General features: G+C 63.0%; 19 protein-coding genes. 10 read left to right on the forward strand and 9 right to left on the reverse strand.

Translation table 11 applies throughout. From position 1 onward, the window contains the following. Window positions 1-109: 109 nt before the first annotated feature. Genes NHH73_28475 through NHH73_28490 form a run of 4 tightly spaced genes read left to right on the forward strand, consistent with a single transcriptional unit; the run spans window position 110 to window position 2393 of the window. Window positions 110-322, forward strand: coding sequence for a zinc-finger domain-containing protein (locus NHH73_28475; protein ID USX26445.1), 213 nt, complete (start codon window positions 110-112; stop codon window positions 320-322). Between the two features lie 35 nt (window positions 323-357). After that, on the forward strand, window positions 358-786 hold the full coding sequence (locus NHH73_28480; protein USX26446.1) for a nuclear transport factor 2 family protein: 429 nt from the start codon (window positions 358-360) through the stop codon (window positions 784-786). 16 nt (window positions 787-802) lie between these two features. Further along, a complete protein-coding gene (locus NHH73_28485; protein USX26447.1) occupies window positions 803-1795 on the forward strand; it encodes an alpha/beta fold hydrolase in 993 nt (330 codons plus the stop codon). Beyond that, a complete protein-coding gene (locus NHH73_28490; protein ID USX26448.1) occupies window positions 1788-2393 on the forward strand; it encodes a DUF2946 family protein in 606 nt (201 codons plus the stop codon). The genes NHH73_28485 and NHH73_28490 overlap by 8 nt, the downstream gene beginning before the upstream one ends. Here the strand turns inward: NHH73_28490 and NHH73_28495 are convergent. Then, window positions 2368-4083, reverse strand: a complete 1716-nt coding sequence (locus tag NHH73_28495) for a M48 family metalloprotease (GenBank protein USX29739.1) — start codon at window positions 4081-4083, stop codon at window positions 2368-2370. The two genes, NHH73_28490 and NHH73_28495, sit on opposite strands and share 26 nt — an antisense overlap. Before the next feature lie 124 nt (window positions 4084-4207). Here NHH73_28495 and moaC point away from each other — a divergent pair, with 124 nt between their 5' ends. Continuing rightward, the gene (gene moaC / locus NHH73_28500; protein ID USX26449.1) at window positions 4208-4714 is read left to right on the forward strand and encodes a cyclic pyranopterin monophosphate synthase MoaC; all 507 of its coding nucleotides are present in this window, start codon (window positions 4208-4210) and stop codon (window positions 4712-4714) included. Between the two features lie 107 nt (window positions 4715-4821). Here moaC and NHH73_28505 read toward each other — a convergent pair whose 3' ends face one another. Beyond that, the gene (locus tag NHH73_28505) at window positions 4822-6135 is read right to left on the reverse strand and encodes a hypothetical protein (GenBank protein ID USX26450.1); all 1314 of its coding nucleotides are present in this window, start codon (window positions 6133-6135) and stop codon (window positions 4822-4824) included. Between the two features lie 288 nt (window positions 6136-6423). Between NHH73_28505 and NHH73_28510 the strand changes: the two genes are divergently transcribed. Beyond that, window positions 6424-7134 carry a flagellar brake protein gene (locus NHH73_28510; protein ID USX26451.1) on the forward strand — a complete coding sequence of 237 codons (711 nt, stop codon included), beginning with the start codon at window positions 6424-6426 and terminating at the stop codon, window positions 7132-7134. A gap of 66 nt (window positions 7135-7200) precedes the next feature. Here NHH73_28510 and NHH73_28515 read toward each other — a convergent pair whose 3' ends face one another. From NHH73_28515 to recA, 7 genes are all read right to left on the reverse strand, one after another. After that, window positions 7201-7656 (reverse strand): prepilin-type N-terminal cleavage/methylation domain-containing protein, encoded by a 456-nt coding sequence (locus tag NHH73_28515; GenBank protein ID USX29740.1) that lies wholly within the window; start codon window positions 7654-7656, stop codon window positions 7201-7203. 207 nt (window positions 7657-7863) lie between these two features. Beyond that, window positions 7864-8439, reverse strand: coding sequence for an FHA domain-containing protein (locus NHH73_28520; protein USX26452.1), 576 nt, complete (start codon window positions 8437-8439; stop codon window positions 7864-7866). Window positions 8440-8508: 69 nt separating this feature from the next. Continuing rightward, window positions 8509-9390 (reverse strand): succinate--CoA ligase subunit alpha, encoded by an 882-nt coding sequence (gene sucD / locus NHH73_28525; GenBank protein ID USX26453.1) that lies wholly within the window; start codon window positions 9388-9390, stop codon window positions 8509-8511. Between the two features lie 13 nt (window positions 9391-9403). Continuing rightward, a complete protein-coding gene (gene sucC / locus NHH73_28530; protein USX26454.1) occupies window positions 9404-10573 on the reverse strand; it encodes an ADP-forming succinate--CoA ligase subunit beta in 1170 nt (389 codons plus the stop codon). A gap of 526 nt (window positions 10574-11099) precedes the next feature. Next, window positions 11100-12713, reverse strand: a complete 1614-nt coding sequence (locus tag NHH73_28535) for a phosphoethanolamine transferase (protein USX26455.1) — start codon at window positions 12711-12713, stop codon at window positions 11100-11102. Between the two features lie 72 nt (window positions 12714-12785). After that, window positions 12786-13244 (reverse strand): recombination regulator RecX, encoded by a 459-nt coding sequence (gene recX / locus NHH73_28540; GenBank protein USX26456.1) that lies wholly within the window; start codon window positions 13242-13244, stop codon window positions 12786-12788. A 74-nt stretch (window positions 13245-13318) separates the two neighbouring features. Continuing rightward, window positions 13319-14428, reverse strand: a complete 1110-nt coding sequence (gene recA / locus NHH73_28545) for a recombinase RecA (protein USX26457.1) — start codon at window positions 14426-14428, stop codon at window positions 13319-13321. A 174-nt stretch (window positions 14429-14602) separates the two neighbouring features. Here recA and NHH73_28550 point away from each other — a divergent pair, with 174 nt between their 5' ends. Genes NHH73_28550 through NHH73_28565 form a run of 4 tightly spaced genes read left to right on the forward strand, consistent with a single transcriptional unit; the run spans window position 14603 to window position 19224 of the window. Further along, entirely contained in the window at window positions 14603-15319 is a 717-nt protein-coding gene (locus tag NHH73_28550; protein ID USX26458.1) for a response regulator transcription factor, read from the forward strand. A 35-nt stretch (window positions 15320-15354) separates the two neighbouring features. Beyond that, window positions 15355-16869 (forward strand): sensor histidine kinase N-terminal domain-containing protein, encoded by a 1515-nt coding sequence (locus tag NHH73_28555; GenBank protein ID USX29741.1) that lies wholly within the window; start codon window positions 15355-15357, stop codon window positions 16867-16869. Then, a complete protein-coding gene (locus tag NHH73_28560; protein USX26459.1) occupies window positions 16862-17164 on the forward strand; it encodes a DUF4212 domain-containing protein in 303 nt (100 codons plus the stop codon). The genes NHH73_28555 and NHH73_28560 overlap by 8 nt, the downstream gene beginning before the upstream one ends. Next, window positions 17161-19224, forward strand: a complete 2064-nt coding sequence (locus NHH73_28565) for a cation acetate symporter (GenBank protein ID USX26460.1) — start codon at window positions 17161-17163, stop codon at window positions 19222-19224. The genes NHH73_28560 and NHH73_28565 overlap by 4 nt, the downstream gene beginning before the upstream one ends. The last annotated feature ends 68 nt before the right edge of the window (window positions 19225-19292 follow it).

The raw sequence follows: 19292 nt of genomic DNA on the forward strand, positions 1-19292 counted from the left end.
ACATAGCAGGCCACACCGATATTGTTGAGGCGCTATTTTACCGATGATTTTTGCTCAATGCGCAATTCCGTTAAAATCGTGGTTTTCACGCCTTTCGGAGCATTACAACATGACCAACGCCAACACGTCCGCCGCAGCCGCCCCCAACGCCGTCGAGCTGGATGGCAAGGATTTGCCGGCACACTGCCCGAACCCAGCCATGCCGCTGTGGTCGTCGCACCCACGCGTGTTCCTGGAATTCAACAACGACGGCACCGCCAAGTGCCCGTACTGCGGCACCGCCTACCGCCTCAAGCCGGGCACCGTCGTCGGCCACCATTAATATGCCCACCGCCAGCCGCGTCCTCCGGAGCCCGCATGCCCATTAAACGAGAAAAACAGTTGAACGGCAGCGCCGTCGAGGTGGAAACGGCGTTCTACGCCGCGCTCAACCGCGCCGACCTGGACGCGCTGATGGCCCTGTGGGCCGACGACGAAGAGATCGTCTGCGTCCATCCGGGCGGCACCCGCCTGATCGGCCACGCGGCGATCCGCTCGTCCTGGAGCAAGATCCTCGAACACGGCGGCCTGCACATCATGCCGTCGCAACTGCACGAAACCCACAACCTGATGAGTTCCGTGCACACGGTGGTCGAAGGCACGACCGCCGCCAGCGGCGAAGCGGCGCACCTGGTCGCCACCAACGTCTACGTCAAAACGCCGCGCGGCTGGCGCATCGTGCTGCACCACGTTTCGGTCGCGCCCGGTCCGGTGCCGGCCGACACCTCGACGCAAGTCCTGCACTAACCCCCCGTCCACCGCCGTGAAGTACACCGCTCCGTTCTGGCTGCCTAGCGGTCACCTGCAAACCATCTACCCCGCCGTCGCCATCGCCAAGCCGGCGGTGGCGTTCCGCCGGGAGCGCTGGGACGCGCCGGACGGCGACTTCGTCGATGTCGATTTCGTCGACGGCCAGCCGGGGCAACCGTTCGTGGTGCTGTTCCACGGCCTGGAAGGCTCGTCCGACAGCCACTACGCGCGCGCCCTGATGGCCGACATCGCCGCGCGCGGCTGGTCCGGCGCGGTGCCGCATTTCCGTGGCTGCTCCGGCGAGGCCAACCGCGCGCCGCGCTTCTACCATTCCGGCGACGCGACCGAAGTCGACTGGATCATCCGCCGCCTGCACGCACAGCACGTCGCGCAAGGCGGTGGCAAGTTCTACGCCGCCGGCGTCTCGCTGGGCGGCAACGCGCTGCTGCGCTGGCTGGGCGAATCGCAGCACCAGGCCGACTTCGTCGACGCTGCCTGTTCGGTGTCGGCGCCGCTGGACCTGGCGCAGGGCGGCGCCTCGCTGTCGAGCGGCTTCAACATGATCTACACGCGCATGTTCCTTCAAACGCTCAAGCCCAAGTGCATCGCCAAGCTGCGCGAGTTCCCCGGTCTGTTCGACCTCGACGCCCTGCACGCGGCGCGCGACCTGTACGCGTTCGACAACGTCGTCACCGCGCCACTGCACGGCTACCGCGACACCGACGACTACTGGGACCGCGCCAGCGCCAAGCATGTACTCAACGACATCACGGTGCCGACCCTGGTGCTCAACGCCAAAAACGATCCCTTCCTGCCCGGCCGCCACCTGCCGCAGCGTGCGGCACCAAACGTAGTATTGGACTATCCTGACCACGGAGGCCATGTCGGCTTCGCGGTCGGCGGTCTGCCGGGCAAGCTGCACTGGCTGCCGCAGCGTCTGATTCACTTTATGGAAGGCGCCAACGACGGTATGGCGCAGAAACGGATCGGGAAGAAACATGGATGACATCGTCAAGCAGGCCTTGGCCAAATGGCCGAACGTGCCCCACTGCTACGGCTGGCTGGGCCTGGACGCGCGCGGCAATTGGCGCATGCGCGACGAGCGCGCCCAGCAGCAGAATCTGCCCGGCGACAAGCTCGCGCACGAGGCGCTGATCGCCTTCATCGTGCGCAACTACGCCGCCGACGACCGGGGTTGCTGGTACTTTCAGAACGGCCCGCAACGCGTGTACGTGAACCTGGAAGCGACGCCCTACATCGTGCGCACCGATCCGTCCTGCGGATGGCTGCTGCACACCGGCACCGCGATGGGCGGCATCGACAAGGCGGTGTTGACGGAGGCCGGCGCGCTGGTCTTGCGCAGCGGTGAAATCGTCGCCCAGCTGGACGACCGCGATTTCGCGCAGGTGCTGCCGCTGCTCAGGATGAACGACGAGCCGGTGGCCGACGAGACCTTGCTGGAATGGATGGAGAGCGACGCGCACTCGGTCGCCTCCACGTTGACCTTGACCGACCACGAGCGTCAGGTGCCGGTACACCGGGTGGCCGCCGCGCAGGTGGCGGCGCACTTCGGCTTCGTCAGCGAACCGAGCGCCCCGGCGTAAGGTCCGAAGCCCCCTGGCGCAGCCGGTCGAACGGATTGGTCGACTGGTTGGAGAATGGACTGTTCGGGTTTTTGGTACGGTCGTCATCCTCGGCGCGGGAACCGGAGCGCATCTCCGCCTTGAACGCCGGCCGGCTGTCGGCCTCGCGCAAATCCTTCTTGCCCTTGTCGCCCATTTCCTCGCGCCGACGCGCCTGCAACTCGCGCTCGCGCGCATCGATCACCGCCTGGTCGTAGAACGACGCGTCGGGCGCCTTGCGCGCATAGCCAAGCTGGTCGAGCGCCGACAGCACCCCACCCTGCAACACATACGACTCGGCAAGCGCCATGTGCTGCAACGCCAGCTTGCCCTGCTTCGAATAGGCCTGCGCCAGCAAATCGTAGGCGTTAGGATCTTCGCGGTAGGACTGCACCTGTTCGCGCAGATAGCTGGCCGCCTCCTCGTATTTGCCGGCGGCGATCAATGCCTCGCCGTACAGGTGCGCGATGCCGCGCGACAGCGGATAACGCTGATGCGCCGCCTCGGCATCGACCACCGCCTGTGCGAGGACGGCCTTGTCGTTGGTCTGCGCCAGCTTGATCTCGATCGCCGTGCTGACGAAAATCGCATCCGACGACGGCTTCGGCGCCGCGCTGAAGGTGCCCGCGGCGGGCGCCTTGCCGAACGTCGCGCGTGCCTTGTCCAGCCACACCTGCGCGTTGGCGGTGTCGCCTTTTTTCAGCGCCAGGAAAGCCATGCCGTACTGGCCCGCCGTCAGCTGATGACGGTTCTCCTGCAACATCTGATTCTCAAAAAACGTTTTCGTCTCGGCATAGCCTTGCGATGTCTGGTCCTGCAGCACGCGCGCGCGCGAACGCACCAGATAGAAATCGAGGCTGTCGACGCGCTGCTTGTACGGCTGGTCGCGGATGCGCGCCTGGATGTCGGCGATGCGCTCGGTCGTCAGCGGGTGGCTCTGCAGATAAGCCGGCACCAGATCGCTGTAGTTGCGCGAAGCGGCCTGCATACGCTGGAAGAAGCCCACCATGCCGGACGTGTCGAAACCGGCCTCGCCCATGATCTGGAAGCCGATGCGGTCGGCCTCGCGCTCGGCGTCGCGGCCGAAATTCAATTGCCGCTGGATCGCCAGCCCCTGCCCGCCCATGAACACGCCCATGGCCGCGTCGCCGCCGGCACGGGACGCCAGCGCGGCCAGGATCATCGCCGCCAGCGGGATCAGCGCGTCCTGCTTTTGCTGGCCGATCGAGCGGGCGATGTGGCGCTGCGCCACGTGGCCGATCTCGTGGCCGAGCACGGACGCCAGTTCAGATTCGGACTGCGCCGCCAGCAGCAGCGCCGAGTGCACGGCGATAAAACCGCCCGGCAGCGCGAACGCGTTCAGGTTCGGATCGCGCACGGCGAAGAAGTAATAGTCGAAATTGGCCTCGCCGCGCGCGTCGGGGCGGGCAGCGACCAGCGCGTTGCCGAAGGTGTTCAGGTATTCGAGGATGGGACCGTCGTCGAGGAAATCACGGTCGCGGCGGATATCGCGCATGATCTCTTCGCCCAGCTTGCGCTCCATCAGCGGCGACAAGTCCTGGCGCTCGGTATCGCCCAGCGCCGGCAGGTTGGGAATCCTGGCGGGCGCGAGCGCGTTCTGCGCCATGGCCATCGGCATGGCGACCAGCAGGGCAGCCGCGATCATGCGCATGCGCAGCGGACGGCGGCCATCGTAGGTAGGGGGGCAACGGTTCGATTTCACGGTGCTATGATACCCGCATCTCGGGTGCTTACGCACAGTGCCCGCCACCGAAATATTTTGTTAGCTCTTCAACATGACCGACACCACTTCCCCCCTGCCATCCGACCACCTGACCCACTTCGACGCCTCCGGGCAAGCCCACATGGTCGATGTCGGCGCCAAGCAGGAAACCCACCGCATCGCGCTCGCCAGCGGAACCATCCGCATGAAGCCGGAGACGTTGGCGATCATCACCGGCGGCACGGCCAAGAAGGGGGACGTGCTCGGCATCGCCCGCATCGCCGCGATCATGGCGTCCAAGCGCACCAGCGACTTGATTCCGCTGTGCCACCCGCTGGCGCTGACGCGGGTGACGGTGGATTTTGAGACCGATGTGGCCAATTCGAGCGTTCACTGCAAGGCGCAGGTGGAGACTTTCGGTAAGACCGGCGTGGAGATGGAAGCGCTTACGGCGGTGCAGGTGGGGTTGCTGACGGTGTATGACATGTGCAAGGCCGTAGATCGCGGGATGGTGATGAGCGATATCCGGGTGATGGAAAAGCATGGCGGCAAGAGCGGCGACTGGAGCGCGACGAGTTAAGCGCCTTACCTGAACTTGGCGACAATGCACTGGCGGTCTACGTCATCGAACGATGCCGCCACTACAAAAACCCTTCCATACAGCCCTGCCGTCCCACTCCGCTCAAGCTACCACGGCACCCACTGCTGGTGAGCGCCAAAGATATTGAAGCGCCGCGTTCCATTCGATTGCAGACGAGAACTCCAGAGGTCGGCATCCGCAGCGGTCGCACCTGCCGTTGCCTGTCCCACGCCGGAACCTGTGGTGAACAGGTAATAGCCGTAAAAAGGCAGGCCGGCTTGCAAAGTGACATTTGCCCGGAACATCTCCCCCTGCTTGGCGCGAATCACGATGAAGTCCATTAGACCGCCGCCGTCCGCATAGACGTTCGAGTTCGAAGTCGCCAACAACGTGTAGGTGGTACCACCATCATTGGAGACGTAGAGCTGCAATCCATAATCGTTCCAGGCATTCACCGGAACCACGTTGAGCAGCACGAACTGATTGTGCTGGGACGTGAATAAATAACTATCGCCCGTCGTCGTCGGGTCGTTGAACGACGCGTCAACGGCGAACGACGTGTCGTTGACCTCGCAACCGCCGCATCCCGTTCCCATTTGCTGCGCATACTGCTTGGAGTACATCTCGTACAGATTGTAGGTGCGCCAGACAGCGGCGTCCTGGCCATACCGTATCGGCCGGGTTTGGCGCACGATGGTGGAACCGGCCTTATAGACACCATCGGTCGTGGTGGTCATGCCGAGTTGCAGCGATATCCCCAACGGCCCCAAAGGACCCAGGGCGCCGAACGGGCCACTGGGTCCCAGCGGTCCCTGGATGCCCCACACGCCGGTGGAATCGAGATTGTGGTTGTGGTTTCCACGCCAGAAACTGTCTTCCTGCAGGTGGTACATGGTGTAGTAGTAGGAGCTTGGGTTGAGCGCGCCAGTCTCCCCCAACGGGCCTTGGGAGCCATAGACGCAGCCGATGTCGCTTTGGTCGCTGGGCACGTTGCACCAGTTGTTATCGTAGGATGCGCCGACCAGCGACGGCACGGTGCCTCGGAAGCGCTTCGATAAAAATCCCGACCAGCTGAGCGGCCCGAAAGCGCCCAACGCTCCGGCTTGACCCAGCGGACCACTGGCGCGTGTGTACTGATAGGCGGACTCGCCGGCTGCATCGGTGGCGGAGATCCAGCGATCCACCGCGTTGCCCAACCTCGGATCATCCACCAAGTCGTATTTCATGATGATCGCGTCGGGACTGTCGGGATTCATGTTGTCGCTTTTCAGGGCGTAAACCTGGTTCGCGGTCACGATCATCCGGCACAGCGCCGGATCGTCATCGCAGACGATGGTCTTCAGAGAGGCTTCGAGCTCAGACGTTGTAGCGCACCCGCTAAGCGCCATGGCAATCGAGACAAATACAAGATTTTTTATCATGACTGTTTCGCCTCTCGAGGGAATACGTCGAAGATCATCCTGTATCGATGTTACACGTATTTTAAGCTTATTAACTTTATAATTTTTATGGCGATCTCAGATTATTTGGCTATTCACGCCTGTCGTCAAAAACGCAACGCTTTGCGGCCCCGGTGGTTGTCCATGGCAACCTCATCAATTGCTGCTTTGTTACTTTTCATTAACCTGTATATAATAAATAGCACGGAAGTAATTTTTTTGACAGTTACCTTGCCGTGGTCGCCCATGCGTCTGCGAGAAAGAAATTGAATGAGCAGCAACCCTCTCCCGAGCGAAGCCAAGACTCAGGAATACGAGTTCGAGCAGATGAACCTGCAGGTGGGCGGCAGGATCCAGTTCATCACGCACCGGACCATCAAGCCGATCCAGCACTTTTCGACCTTGATCGGTTGGGTCAAAGACGAGTACATGATCGTCAAGGTGCCGTTCGAGAACAACGCGCCCATTTCGATCAACGATGGCGACAAGCTGACCATCCGCGTGTTTTCCGGCGTGAACGTGTGCTCGTTCGCGTGCGTCGTGCAGCGCGTGTTTCCCCGGCCGTTCTTTTACGCCCATCTGTCGTTCCCGGTGTCGATTCAGGGCACCAGCTTGCGGGCGGCAATGCGGGTGAAGGTGGATATTCCGGCGCAGTTGACGACGCCGGTCGGGACGTCGTCTGTGTTCCTGGTGAATTTAAGCGTGTCGGGGGCGCTGATCGAGTCGGCGAAGCGCTTGCCGGAGGATGATGCGCAGGTTGCGCTGTCGTTTTACCTGATCGCACAGCCGGGTAACCGGCAGGTGCGCGTTAATCCGAACGCGACTATCCGGAATATCAATGTGGTAAAGCCGGCGGCCGGTGATAAGCCGGAGGTGTTTACCTATGGCGTGCAGTTTGTCGATTTGCATCCGGTGCATTACACCATGTTGCAGAATTTAACCTACGAGGCATTGATCGCGGACCGGCAGAAGATTGTGTAGGGCGGTGCGTTTTGAGATGGCGAAAAAAAACCGGCCAAGGCCGGTTTTTTTTATTCGACATCGATATTAAGGGGCGACGTTGTTTTTCGTCAGGGCTGCCAGGGCCGCCACGTGGGTGACCGTCGTCGCGACAGTCCAGTTCAAATTGGTCGCGCCTGCGGCGATATTGGGTGTGTAGGTAACGGTTTTGCCATCGACGCCATCGCCCAGGCCGGAAGCGGCCAACGTCACGACGATCGTGCCATCCACAACGGTTGCCGAAAGAACTTCTTTGGTCTTGGTCAGCGTAGCTGGAACGCCATTCTGGCCCGCATCGCAACCGGCGAGAACGCCGCCGGCTTCTTGCGCGCACACCGCCACAGCGGTCTTCATCGAATCAGCCGCGCCCTGGATGTTGGCGACCTTGGCTTTGACCGTGTAGTCGCTGTACGCAGGAATCGCGACCGCCGCCAGAATGCCGATAATCGCGACGACGATCATCAGTTCGATCAGGGTGAAGCCGGCCTGTGCTTGTTTCTTCATCATTTTCATGGATTTCATTTTGCGACTCCTGTGGGGTGAAAAAATTGGGTGGTACACCTTTCTTATCGCAAGCGGTGTGCCAGCCTCTTTTTCGACAAAACGGGCCGGAATATTTTCACAAGCGCCATTTCAGCCCCAGCCGCTGCCGTTTTTTGTCAGTTCCGACCGCCGCGTTTTGTCAGCCGGGACAAGGCCTGACAATTATTGTCAACCGATGCGGAAGGCCATTTGCGTGCCGCCGAGGTCGATCACATCGCCATGACCGAGCCGCCAGCCCTGCTTCCCGAGCGCGACGCCATTGACCAGCGGCGCCTGCGCACCCTCGATATGCGTCAACGTATAAGCATCCGGTTGGCGCGTGATCACCACCACCTGCACGCCGGTACGGCCAAGCGTGGTCTGCGGCTTGGTCAGCGCCATTTGTTTCCCGACATTGTTGCCGTTTAAGACTTCGATATGGGCCAGCAGCGGTTCGGCGGCCATGCTCGGCCTTACGCCGTCAGCCAGGAACTCGACCTGGAACTTGGCCATCTTGATGACGTCCTGATGTTGCAGGAAATGCTTGCCGATGCGGTGGCCGTTGACGAAGGTGCCATTGGTGCTGTGCAGGTCTTCAAGAAAGGAGTCGTCGAGGATGGTGACGATGACGGCGTGCTCGCCGCTGACGGCCGGATGCGTCAGCACGATGTCGTTGCGCGGATGGCGGCCGATGGTCATCCGTTCCTTGCTCAGCTGGACCTGCTGCTCCACCTGGCCGTCGCGCGTGACGATGATCTTCGCCAATCCGGTTCTCCAATAATAAAGGGGAGCACGAGGCTCCCCTTTATTATTCCACATTCAACCGGGCTGTAATTACAGCATGGCTTTCAGCAGACGCGCCATTTCGGACGGGTTTTTGGTGACGGTGATGCCGCAAGCTTCCATGATTTCCAGTTTGGCTTGTGCGGTGTCCGCGCCGCCGGAGATCAGCGCGCCGGCGTGGCCCATGCGCTTGCCCGGAGGAGCGGTAACACCGGCGATGAAGCCGACGACCGGTTTTTTCATGTTGTCTTTGATCCAGTAAGCCGCGTTGGCTTCGTCCGGACCGCCGATTTCGCCGATCATGATGACCGCGTCGGTGTCAGGATCGTCGTTGAACATCTTCATGACGTCGATGTGCTTCAGACCGTTGATCGGGTCGCCGCCGATGCCGACTGCCGACGATTGGCCCAGGCCCAGTGCGGTCAGCTGGCCGACTGCTTCATAGGTCAGGGTGCCCGAACGCGACACAACGCCGATACGGCCCTTCTTGTGGATGTGGCCTGGCATGATGCCGATCTTGATTTCATCAGGGGTGATCAGGCCTGGGCAGTTAGGGCCCAGCAGCAGGGTCTTCGAGCCGGCTTTGGCCATGCGGTCCTTCAGGGCCATCATGTCGCGGACAGGAATGCCTTCGGTGATGCAAATTGCCAGGTCCAGCTCGGCTTCTACGGCTTCCCAAATAGCGGCGGCGGCGCCTGCTGGTGGAACGTAGATGACCGACACGTTGGCGCCGGTTTCTTTTTTCGCTTCAGCAACGTTGGCGAAAATTGGAATGCCTTCGAAGTCTTCGCCGGCTTTCTTCGGGTTCACGCCTGCGACGAACGCATTTTTGCCGTTCGCGTAATCGCGGCAGCCACGGGTGTGGAACTGGCCGGTCTTGCCGGTGATCCCTTGGGTAACGACTTTGGTATCTTTATTGATCAGAATGGACATGTTGATTCCTTAATTAAGCTTGACCGGCAGCGGCGGCGACGACGCTCTTCGCTGCATCTTCCATGGTGTCGGCAGCGATGATAGGCAGACCGGAATCGGCCAGCATCTTCTTGCCCAGGTCTTCGTTGGTGCCCTTCATGCGGACCACCAGCGGCACGTTCAGCGAGACAGCTTTCACCGCGGTGATCACGCCTTCGGCGATCACGTCGCAGCGCATGATGCCGCCGAAGATGTTGACCAGGATAGCTTTCAGGCCTGGGTTTTTCAGCATGATCTTGAATGCTTCGGTTACTTTCTCAGCCGTCGCACCGCCGCCCACGTCCAGGAAGTTGGCCGGCTCGCCGCCGAACAGCTTGATGGTGTCCATGGTGGCCATGGCCAGACCGGCGCCGTTGACCAGGCAGCCGATGTTACCGTCGAGGGAGATGTAGGCCAGGTCGAATTTCGATGCTTCGACTTCAGCTGGATCTTCTTCGTCCAGATCGCGGTAAGCGACGATTTCCGGTTGACGGAACAGCGCGTTGGCGTCGAAGTTGAACTTGGCGTCCAGCGCGATGACCTTGCCCGAACCGGTCAGGATCAGCGGGTTGATTTCGGCCAGCGACGAGTCGGTTTCCCAGTAGGCTTTGTACAGGCCTTGCAGGTTGGTGACAGCGTCGGCGATCGACGCTTCCGGCACGCCGATCTTCGCGGCGATGCCAGCGGCTTCAGCGTCGGTCAGGCCGACGGCTGGATCGATGGCGATCGAGTGCAGCAGTTCTGGATGGGACTCGGCAACTTCTTCGATGTCCATGCCGCCTTCGGAGGAAGCCATCAGGACAACGCGCTGCGAGACGCGGTCGGTGACCAGCGACACGTACAGTTCTTTCTTGATGTCCGCGCCTTCTTCGATCAGCAGGCGGCGTACTTTTTGGCCTTCAGGGCCGGTCTGGTGCGTGACCAGCTGCATGCCCAGGATCTGCTCGGAGAATTCTTTGACTTGTTCCAGCGATTTCGCAACTTTCACGCCGCCGCCTTTACCACGGCCACCGGCGTGGATTTGTGCTTTCACAACCCAGACCGGGCCGCCCAAGGTTTCCGCAGCTTTAACTGCTTCTTCAACGGACATGCACGGAATACCGCGCGGAACCGTCACTCCGTATTTTCGGAGGATTTCTTTGCCTTGATACTCATGGATTTTCATGCTGGCTTCCCTTCTGATGCTGATGTGTATAAATCGGTTGATACTGCGAAATGTGTGTTGCTAGTAAGCAGATGTTGCTACGCGCTACCCGGTGCTGCTTTGTCCACCCAGCGCGGGTAAAACCGGCCCGTGCGACGGCGTCGTGACGCGGTGCGGGGCAATGTTTTGGAATTGGGGGGTGTGGCGACGATCAGGGGGGTGCTGCCAGCGCGAAGGCCGGAGGTGAAACAGGCGTCAATCTTCCATAGGCAACCGGTATGCGGATATGCTGGGACGACCGTGCGGAACGCACGACAGTGAACTGGTAGTGACAGTGACATAAGAATTACCGCTCTCGCGGCATGAGTTAGTTAGCAGCCTTGCGCATTTCTCTTATCGAAAATGCACGTTGCCGTAGCTTCTACGGACAACCACCGCACCCACGGTGCTGCAAAAACCCTAAAAGTGTAGCACACCCCAGCCCGACTTGCGACGTGCCTGATGCCAACTCGTCATAAAACTGCGCGGCTTTGTTGCACCGCAGAAGTTATTTGAGGCTTTCGTAAGGCGTGGTCGACACGGCGTCGATCATGACGTTGCGCGGGCGCTCTATATATGAGGGGGATGCGAAGCTGTGGCTGGCGTCATTGCCGTCCCAACCGACCGCGCCGATGTCCAGCAAGGTCGGAAACATGGCGGCGTGGCCGATTTTCTTTTCACGGTTGGCGCGCAGCGCTTGCCCGACGGCCGGATGGGCGGCGCGATATGGCGGGTTCATCCAGACAAGCAGGGGGACGTGCGTATCGTGACGGGTGGGGCCGGTCTGGGCATGCATGAACAGGTGGCGCTGGTCGTCGAACAGGTTTTCGCCATGGTCGGAGGTGTACACCATCACGGCCGGACGCGACTCGGCGCGTAGCACGTCGATCACGCGCGCGAGGAAACGGTCGGTCTCTACCACCGTGTTGTCGTAGGAGTTGATGGCGGCGGCCTTGTCGGCCGGCAGCGGCGCGTCGATGCCGAGCTCGCGCAGCGTCGGCCGGTAGACGCGCGAGGCGGCGCCGTAGCGCTCCTCGTATGGAATGTGGCTGCCGATCATATGCAGCACGACGAACTGGCGCGGTCCGGCCTGGCGGACGAAGGACGTCATCAGCGGCAGCAGGTTGGCGTCCGTGCGCAGGTGGAAGTCCTGGGCGTTGACGGCGTGCTCGACGACGTCGGCGCCACGGCTGAACTGCGTCGGCTCCTGATTGGACAGCCAGGCCGTGCGGAAGCCGGCTTCGCTGAAGGTTTGCAGGACGCTGGCGCGTTGCTTGCCCGCAGTGCCGGCCGGCAGCGAGACGATGGCGGGCATTGCGTGGTCGGTCCAGTTAGCGGTGGAGGCGACGTCCGGGAACGTCAGCAGTTCCGGCCCGAGCGCGGCCAGTTGCGGCGTGGTGTTGCGGACGTAGCCGTTGATGCCGAGGTGGTCGGCGCGCAAGCTTTCGCCGATGACCAGCACGACCAGCAGCGGTTGCGCCTCCGCCCCGGTGGCCGGGCGGCCGTGGACGCTGGCGAATTCTTTGGCGCTGGCGTGGTTTTGGTGGCGCGCCAGTCGGGATAGCGACATCGCCAAGCCGCTGGGGAAGGCCAGGTTGAGTGTGGATTGTTCCAGCAGCGGGGGCAGCTTGAGCTGCTGGGGTAGCGCCAGCCGGGCGACCATGGCAATGCTGACACAGGCCAGCACGACGGCCAGCAGGCGTTTGCGGGTCGGCATGCCGAGTTGCCATTGGCGCTTAATGCTGAGGGCCAGCAGTACGTAGGCCAGCAGGCTGAGCGGCACGAGCCAGACGCGCCAGCCAAACGAGGCAAGCACTTGCATGCTGGTGGCGGGGCTGGTGTGCAGGGCCGACGCCAACATGGCGTCGCCCGGGACGCTGCTGTAGAAGTACGTCAGATAAGTGTATGGCAAGACCAGCAGCGCCAGCGGGGTCCAGAGCAGGAAGTAGAGGCGCGGATGTGGGATCAGCGCCAGCGGGAACGCCAGCACAAGGAGGGAAAACGCCAGCAACGCGAAGATGTCGGCGGCGCTTTGCAGTTGATCCGTTGTCAGCACCGCCAGTGTTGGCAGCCAGAGCCACGCCGCCAGCGTCAGTGCCTTGGCCATATCGCGTCGGGTCATGGCGGTGGATTTCTTGGGAGAAAAATCCATTTTACCCGGTTGCCAGCGGCCCGCAATGGGCCGCCAACGACCTTACGTTTCCTCGTCGAGATCGACGCCTTTCATCGCGGCTTGCACGGCGCGTTGGGAAAAACCGCGCAGCATCAGAAACCGCATCTGCTTGTTGCGCTCCTTCGGGTCGGTGGCGACGACACCGAACTTGCGCTCCCACACTTCGCAGGCGCGCGCCGTTTCGCTGTCGGCCAGGCCCGCTTTGAGTTCCTGCAACGCTTCGCCTTTGACGCCGTGGCTTTGCAATTCCGCCACGATCCGGCTGTTGCCGAAGCGCGCCGAGCGGCGGTGGATCAGCGATTCGGAAAACCGCTCCTGCGACAGCCAGTTGTTTTTTTCCAGCAGGTCGAGCAGCGCCTCGATGTCGTCGCCCTCCTCCGCATACTTGGACAGCTTGCGGCCCAGCTCCAGCCGGCTGTGCTCGCGCATCGACAGGAACCGTAGCGCGCGTCCCTTCAGGCTAAGTTGAGGTGCGGCCATAAAACCCTCTGCACAATGAGAAAACCACCGGCCATGGGAATGGCGCGGTGGCTGCGATTCGGACTACGGGCAAATTACGCCGCGTCGGCCTTGTCGCCTTTGTCCGCTTTATCGACCGACTTCAGCTTGACGACGCTCTCGGCCTTGTCGGCTGCCAGCGGCGGCAAGGTGCGCACGCCCAGCGATTCACGGACCTTGTTTTCGATTTCCCACGCCAGCGCCGGACGCTCCTGCAGGAAGATACGGGCGTTGTCCTTGCCCTGGCCGACGCGCTCGCCGTTGTAGCTGTACCACGAACCGGATTTCTCGACGATCTTCGCTTCCACGCCCAGGTCCAGGATCTCGCCTTCGCGCGAGGTGCCGGCGCCGTACAGGATGTCGAAGTGCGCTTCCTTGAACGGCGGCGCGATCTTGTTCTTGACGACCTTGACCTTGGTTTCGTTACCGATCACCTCGTCGCCCGATTTGATCGAGCCGGTGCGGCGGATGTCCAGACGCACGGAGGCGTAGAACTTCAGCGCGTTACCGCCGGTGGTGGTTTCCGGCGAACCGAACATGACACCGATCTTCATACGGATCTGGTTGATGAAGATGACCAGCGTGTTGGTGCGGTTGATCGAGCCGGTCAGCTTGCGCAGCGCTTGCGACATCAGACGGGCTTGCAGGCCCGGCAGCGAATCGCCCATGTCGCCTTCGATCTCGGCGCGTGGCGTCAGCGCGGCCACGGAGTCGATGACGACCAGGTCGACCGAGCCCGAACGCACCAGCGCGTCGCAGATTTCCAGCGCTTGCTCGCCGGTGTCCGGCTGCGAGATCAGCAGTTCATGCAGGTTGACGCCCAATTTTTGGGCATAGCCGACGTCCAGCGCGTGTTCCGCGTCGATGAACGCGCAGGTGCCGCCCAGTTTTTGCATTTCCGCGATGGTTTGCAGGGTCAGCGTGGTTTTACCGGACGACTCGGGACCGTAGATTTCCACGACGCGGCCGCGCGGCAGGCCGCCCACGCCCAGCGCGATGTCCAGGCCCAGCGAGCCGGTCGACACCACTTGCACGTCCTCGATCGGCGCGTTGGCGTCCATGCGCATGACGGAGCCTTTGCCGAATTGCTTTTCAATCTGTGCCAGCGCGGCGGCCAGCGCCTTGGCTTTTTCAGATGCGGGAATTACAGCTTTTTTGTCGTCCATAATGTGCTTTCAACCAGTGGGTGGTGGGACAATTCGTCGGTTCAGGCAGTACTGTATAAAAAAACAGTGATCAATGCAAGCGGATTTCTACAGAATCGGCGAAATCGTACAAAAACTCGCCACCTTGCGAGAAATCAAACACAATACAAACTTCTGCAGCCGGAGTGTTCTGACATGCGTATTTTACTAGCCGAAGATGACAGCGTTCTGGCCGACGGGCTGACGCGCTCGCTGCGCCAGTCCGGCTACGCCATCGATTGCGTGCGCAACGGCCAGGAGGCCGACACCGCCCTCTCCACCCAGGAATTCGATCTGCTGATCCTGGACCTGGGCCTGCCCAAGCTGTCCGGGTTGGAAGTGCTGCGCCGGCTGCGCGCGCGCGCCTCGCTGCTGCCGGTGCTGATCTTGACGGCGGCCGATTCGATCGAACAGCGGGTCAACGGCCTCGACCTGGGCGCCGACGATTACATGGCCAAGCCGTTCGCGCTGTCCGAGCTGGAGGCGCGGGTGCGCGCGCTCACGCGCCGGGGCGCCGGCGGCGGCGCCACCGTCATCAAGCACGGGCCGCTGTCGTACGACCAGGTCGGCCGCAGCGCCTATATCAACGACCAGATGCTGGACCTGTCGGCGCGCGAGCTGGGCCTGCTGGAAATCCTGCTGGCGCGCACCGGCCGTCTGGTATCGAAAGAACAACTGGTCGACCACCTGTGCGAATGGGGCGAGGAAGTGAGCAACAACGCCATCGAAGTCTATGTGCACCGGCTGCGCAAGAAGATCGAGGTGGGCGGCGTGCGCATCGCCACCGTGCGCGGGCTGGGCTATTGCCTGGAGAAATATTCCGAAGCGGCCCGCGCCAGCGCCAACGCCGACGTCGGCGACGCCGTCAAGTGAACCGCCTGCCGGCGCCCGGGCACTTGCCCGAGCCATTGAAGGACGCGCAGGCGGACGCCCCGGAATACCAGCCGCCCGCCGCCGAGGCCGACGAGGGGATGCAAAATTCCCTGTTCGGCGAAATCCTCGACTGGATGCTGGCGCCGCTGCTGCTGCTATGGCCGATGAGCATCGCCATCACCTACCTGGTCGCCAAGTCGATCGCCAACCAGCCGTTCGACCATGCGCTGGAGGACAGCGTGACGGTGCTGGCGCAGCAGGTGCGCTCGGTCGACGGCAAGATCATCAAAAGCCTGTCCGGCTCGGCGCGCGACATCCTGCGCGCCGACGACGTCGACAATGTGTATTTCCAGATCCACGGCCCGCGCGGCGAGCACATCGACGGCGACCGCGACCTGCCGGCGCCGCAGCTGGAAGAGGACGAACGCTACCGCGCCGGCAGCGTGCGCTTCCGCAACGACAGCATGCACGGCACGCCGGTGCGCGTGGCCTATTCCTATGTGCGGCTGGAAAGGGTCGGCGACGACGCGCCGCAGCTGGCGCTGGTACAGGTGGCCGAGACGCTGGAAAAGCGCGGCCAGCTGGCCAACGAGATCATCAAGGGCGTGATCCTGCCGCAGTTCATCATCCTGCCGATCGTGCTGGCCTTGGTCTGGTTCGCGCTGGCGCGCGGCCTGTCGCCGCTGGCGCAGTTGCAGGAGCGCATACGCGCGCGCGGTTCGGACGACCTGAGCCCCATCGAATCGAGCGACGTCCCGGAAGAGATCTCCCCGCTGGTGCGTTCGCTCAACGAGATGCTGGCGCGGCTGTCGCTGTCGATCGAGATGCAAAAACGCTTCATCGCCGACGCCGCGCACCAGATGCGCACGCCGCTGGCGGGCATGCGCATGCAGTCGGAGCTGGCGCTGCGCCAGACCGACGGCGGCGAGATCCACCGCTCGCTGGAACAACTGGCCAAGAGCTCGCAGGCGGCCACGCGGCTGGTCAACCAGCTGCTGGCCCTGGCGCGCGCCGAGAACCAGCCGCAGACCGGCGCCGCGATGCTGCCGCTGGAACTGTCCGACCTGGCGCGCGGCGTGGTGCAGGATTGGGTGCAGGCTTCGTTCTCGCACCGCATCGACCTGGGCTACGAGGCGCCGGACGAACCGGTGCAGATCGTCGGCGATCCGACCATGCTGCGCGAGCTGCTGTCCAACCTGATCGACAACGCGCTGCGCTACACGCCGGCCGGCGGCAGCGTGACGGTGCGGGTGCGCGGCCACCACGGCGAGCCCGGTTACCTGGAAGTCGAGGACACCGGGCCCGGCATCGCCAAGGCCGAGCGCGAGCGGGTGTTCGAGCGCTTCTACCGCATCCTCGGCCACACCGCCGAGGGCAGCGGCTTGGGGCTGGCGATCGTGCGCGAAATCGCCCAGCAGCACGGCGCCGAGGTCGACATCTACAGCAATCCGCGCGCGCTGCAACCGAAGCTGCCGGGCTGCCTGTTCCGCGTCGGCTTCCCGCCGCCGCCGCCGCCGGAAGAAGAAAGCGAGCCGCCGCATTATGGATGACGCCAAAGCCCCGCCCGCCACGCCGCTGACGCGCCAACAGCACTGGCGCAAGACCCGCGCCATGACCGGCTGGTTGCTGTTGCTGTGGCTGCTCACCGGCTTCTGCGTCGCCTTCTTCGCGCGCGAGTTGACCGGGCTGAGCGTGTTCGGCTGGCCGCTGTCGTTCTACCTGGCCGCGCAGGGCGCCTCGCTGGTGTCGCTGGCCATCCTGGCGTTCTACGCCTGGCGCATGCGCCGCCTGGACCGGGCCGCCGCGCCAGCCAAGCCATCGGCCGCGAAGGAGCCACCCGTTTGAAAGAACCCGGCACCTTCTTCCGGCGCCTGAGCCGCTACTACCTGCTGTTCACGCTCGGCTTCGTCTTCTTCCTGATTTCGCTGGCCGTGCTGGAGCAGGAAGGCATGCCGCGCGTGTGGATCGGCTACCTGTTCATGTTCGCCACCATCGTGCTGTACGCCACGCTGGGCGTGCTCAGCCGCACCTCCAACGTGCTGGAATATTACGTTGCCGGACGCCGCGTGCCCGCCATGTTCAACGGCATGGCCACCGCCGCCGACTGGATCTCGGCCGCCAGCTTCATCAGCCTGGCCGGCGGCCTGTATCTGCACGGCTTCGACGGCCTGGCCTACATCATGGGCTGGACCGGCGGCTACTGCCTGGTGGCGCTGCTGATCGCGCCCTACCTGCGCAAGTTCAGCCAGTACACCATCCCCGACTTCCTGGCCGCGCGCTACGGCGGCGCCAGCGACGACAACCGCGGCGGCCGCGCCGTGCGCATCATCGCCGTCGCCGCCACCATCATCGTCTCGTTCACCTACGTGGTGGCGCAGATCTATGCGGTGGGACTGATCGCCTCGCGCTTCACCGGCGTCGACTTCTCGGTCGGCATCTTCCTTGGCCTCGCCAGCATCCTGGTGTGCTCGTTCCTGGGCGGCATGCGCGCCATCACCTGGACCCAGGTGGCGCAGTACATCATCATCCTGGTCGCCTTCCTGATACCGGCCATCTGGCTGTCGGCCAAGCACAGCGATAACCCGATTCCGCAGGTAGCCTACGGCAAGCTGCTGCCGCAACTGAGCGCGCGCGAGGCGGTGCTGCAGAACGATCCGAAGGAGGCCGAGGTGCGCGCCATCTTCCGCCAGCGCGCCGACGACTACCAGTTGCGCCTCAACACCCTGCCATCGTCGTGGGAGGCGGGACGGCTGCAAATGCAGCGCAAGCTCGACGACGTCAAGCTGCGCAACGCCTCGCTGCTGGAGATCCGCAACGCCGAGCGCGCGCTGATCGCCTATCCGAAGGACGCCGACGAGGCCGCCCGCATGTGGTCGGACGCGCGCACCCAGAACCTGGCCCGCGCCGAGCCGATCACCCCGCACGCCACGCCCTACCCCGGCGATCCGGCCACTTCCGACATCAAACGCAACAACTTCCTGGCGCTGGTGTTCTGCCTGATGCTGGGCACGGCCGCCCTGCCGCATATCCTGATGCGCTCGTACACCACGCCGTCGGTGCACGACACGCGCGTGTCGGTATTCTGGACCCTGTTCTTCATCCTGCTGATCTACCTGACCATTCCGGCGCTGGCGGTGCTGGTCAAGTACGACATCTACAGCGCGCTGGTCGGCAGCGACTTCGCCCACCTGCCCAACTGGGTCTCGTACTGGAGCAATGTCGACAAGGTCAATCCGCTGTTCAGCATCAGCGACATCAACCGCGACGGCGTGGTGCAGCTGGCCGAGATCACCATCGACGCCGACGTGCTGGTGCTGGCCACGCCCGAAATCGCCGGCCTGCCGTACGTGATCTCCGGCCTGGTGGCCGCCGGCGGGCTGGCGGCGGCGCTGTCGACCGCCGACGGCCTGCTGCTGGCGATTTCCAACGCGCTGTCGCACGACATCTATTACAAGATCGTCGACCGCACCGCCTCCACGCAAAAGCGCGTGACGATCTCCAAGTTGCTGCTGCTCGGGGTGGCCTTCATCGCCGCCTACGCCGCCTCGACCAAACCCGGCGACATCATCTCGCTGGTGGGCGCGGCGTTCTCGCTGGCCGGCTCGGCGATGTTCCCGGCGCTGGCGCTGGGCGTGTTCTGGAAACGCGCCAACTACCAGGGCGCCGTGGCCGGCATGATCGCCGGCTTCGCCGTCTGCCTTTACTATATGTTGCACACCAATCCCGTGCTCGGCGGCAGCGCGGCCGGCCAGTGGTTCCACATCGCGCCGATCTCGGCCGGCATCTTCGGCGTGCCGGCCGGCCTGCTGACGATGGTGGCCGTCAGCCTGATGACGCCGGCGCCCGATCCGGAGACCGCCGCCTTGGTCGATTACATCCGCGCGGCCGAACGCACGAATATGTAACGTTACATTTCGGGCATTGCCGCATGTGGCGGATTTGATAACTTGGTGGTACCCTCGGGCAGTTATCC

The organism is Oxalobacteraceae bacterium OTU3CINTB1 (assembly GCA_024123955.1).
GTDB lineage: Bacteria > Pseudomonadota > Gammaproteobacteria > Burkholderiales > Burkholderiaceae_D > Rugamonas.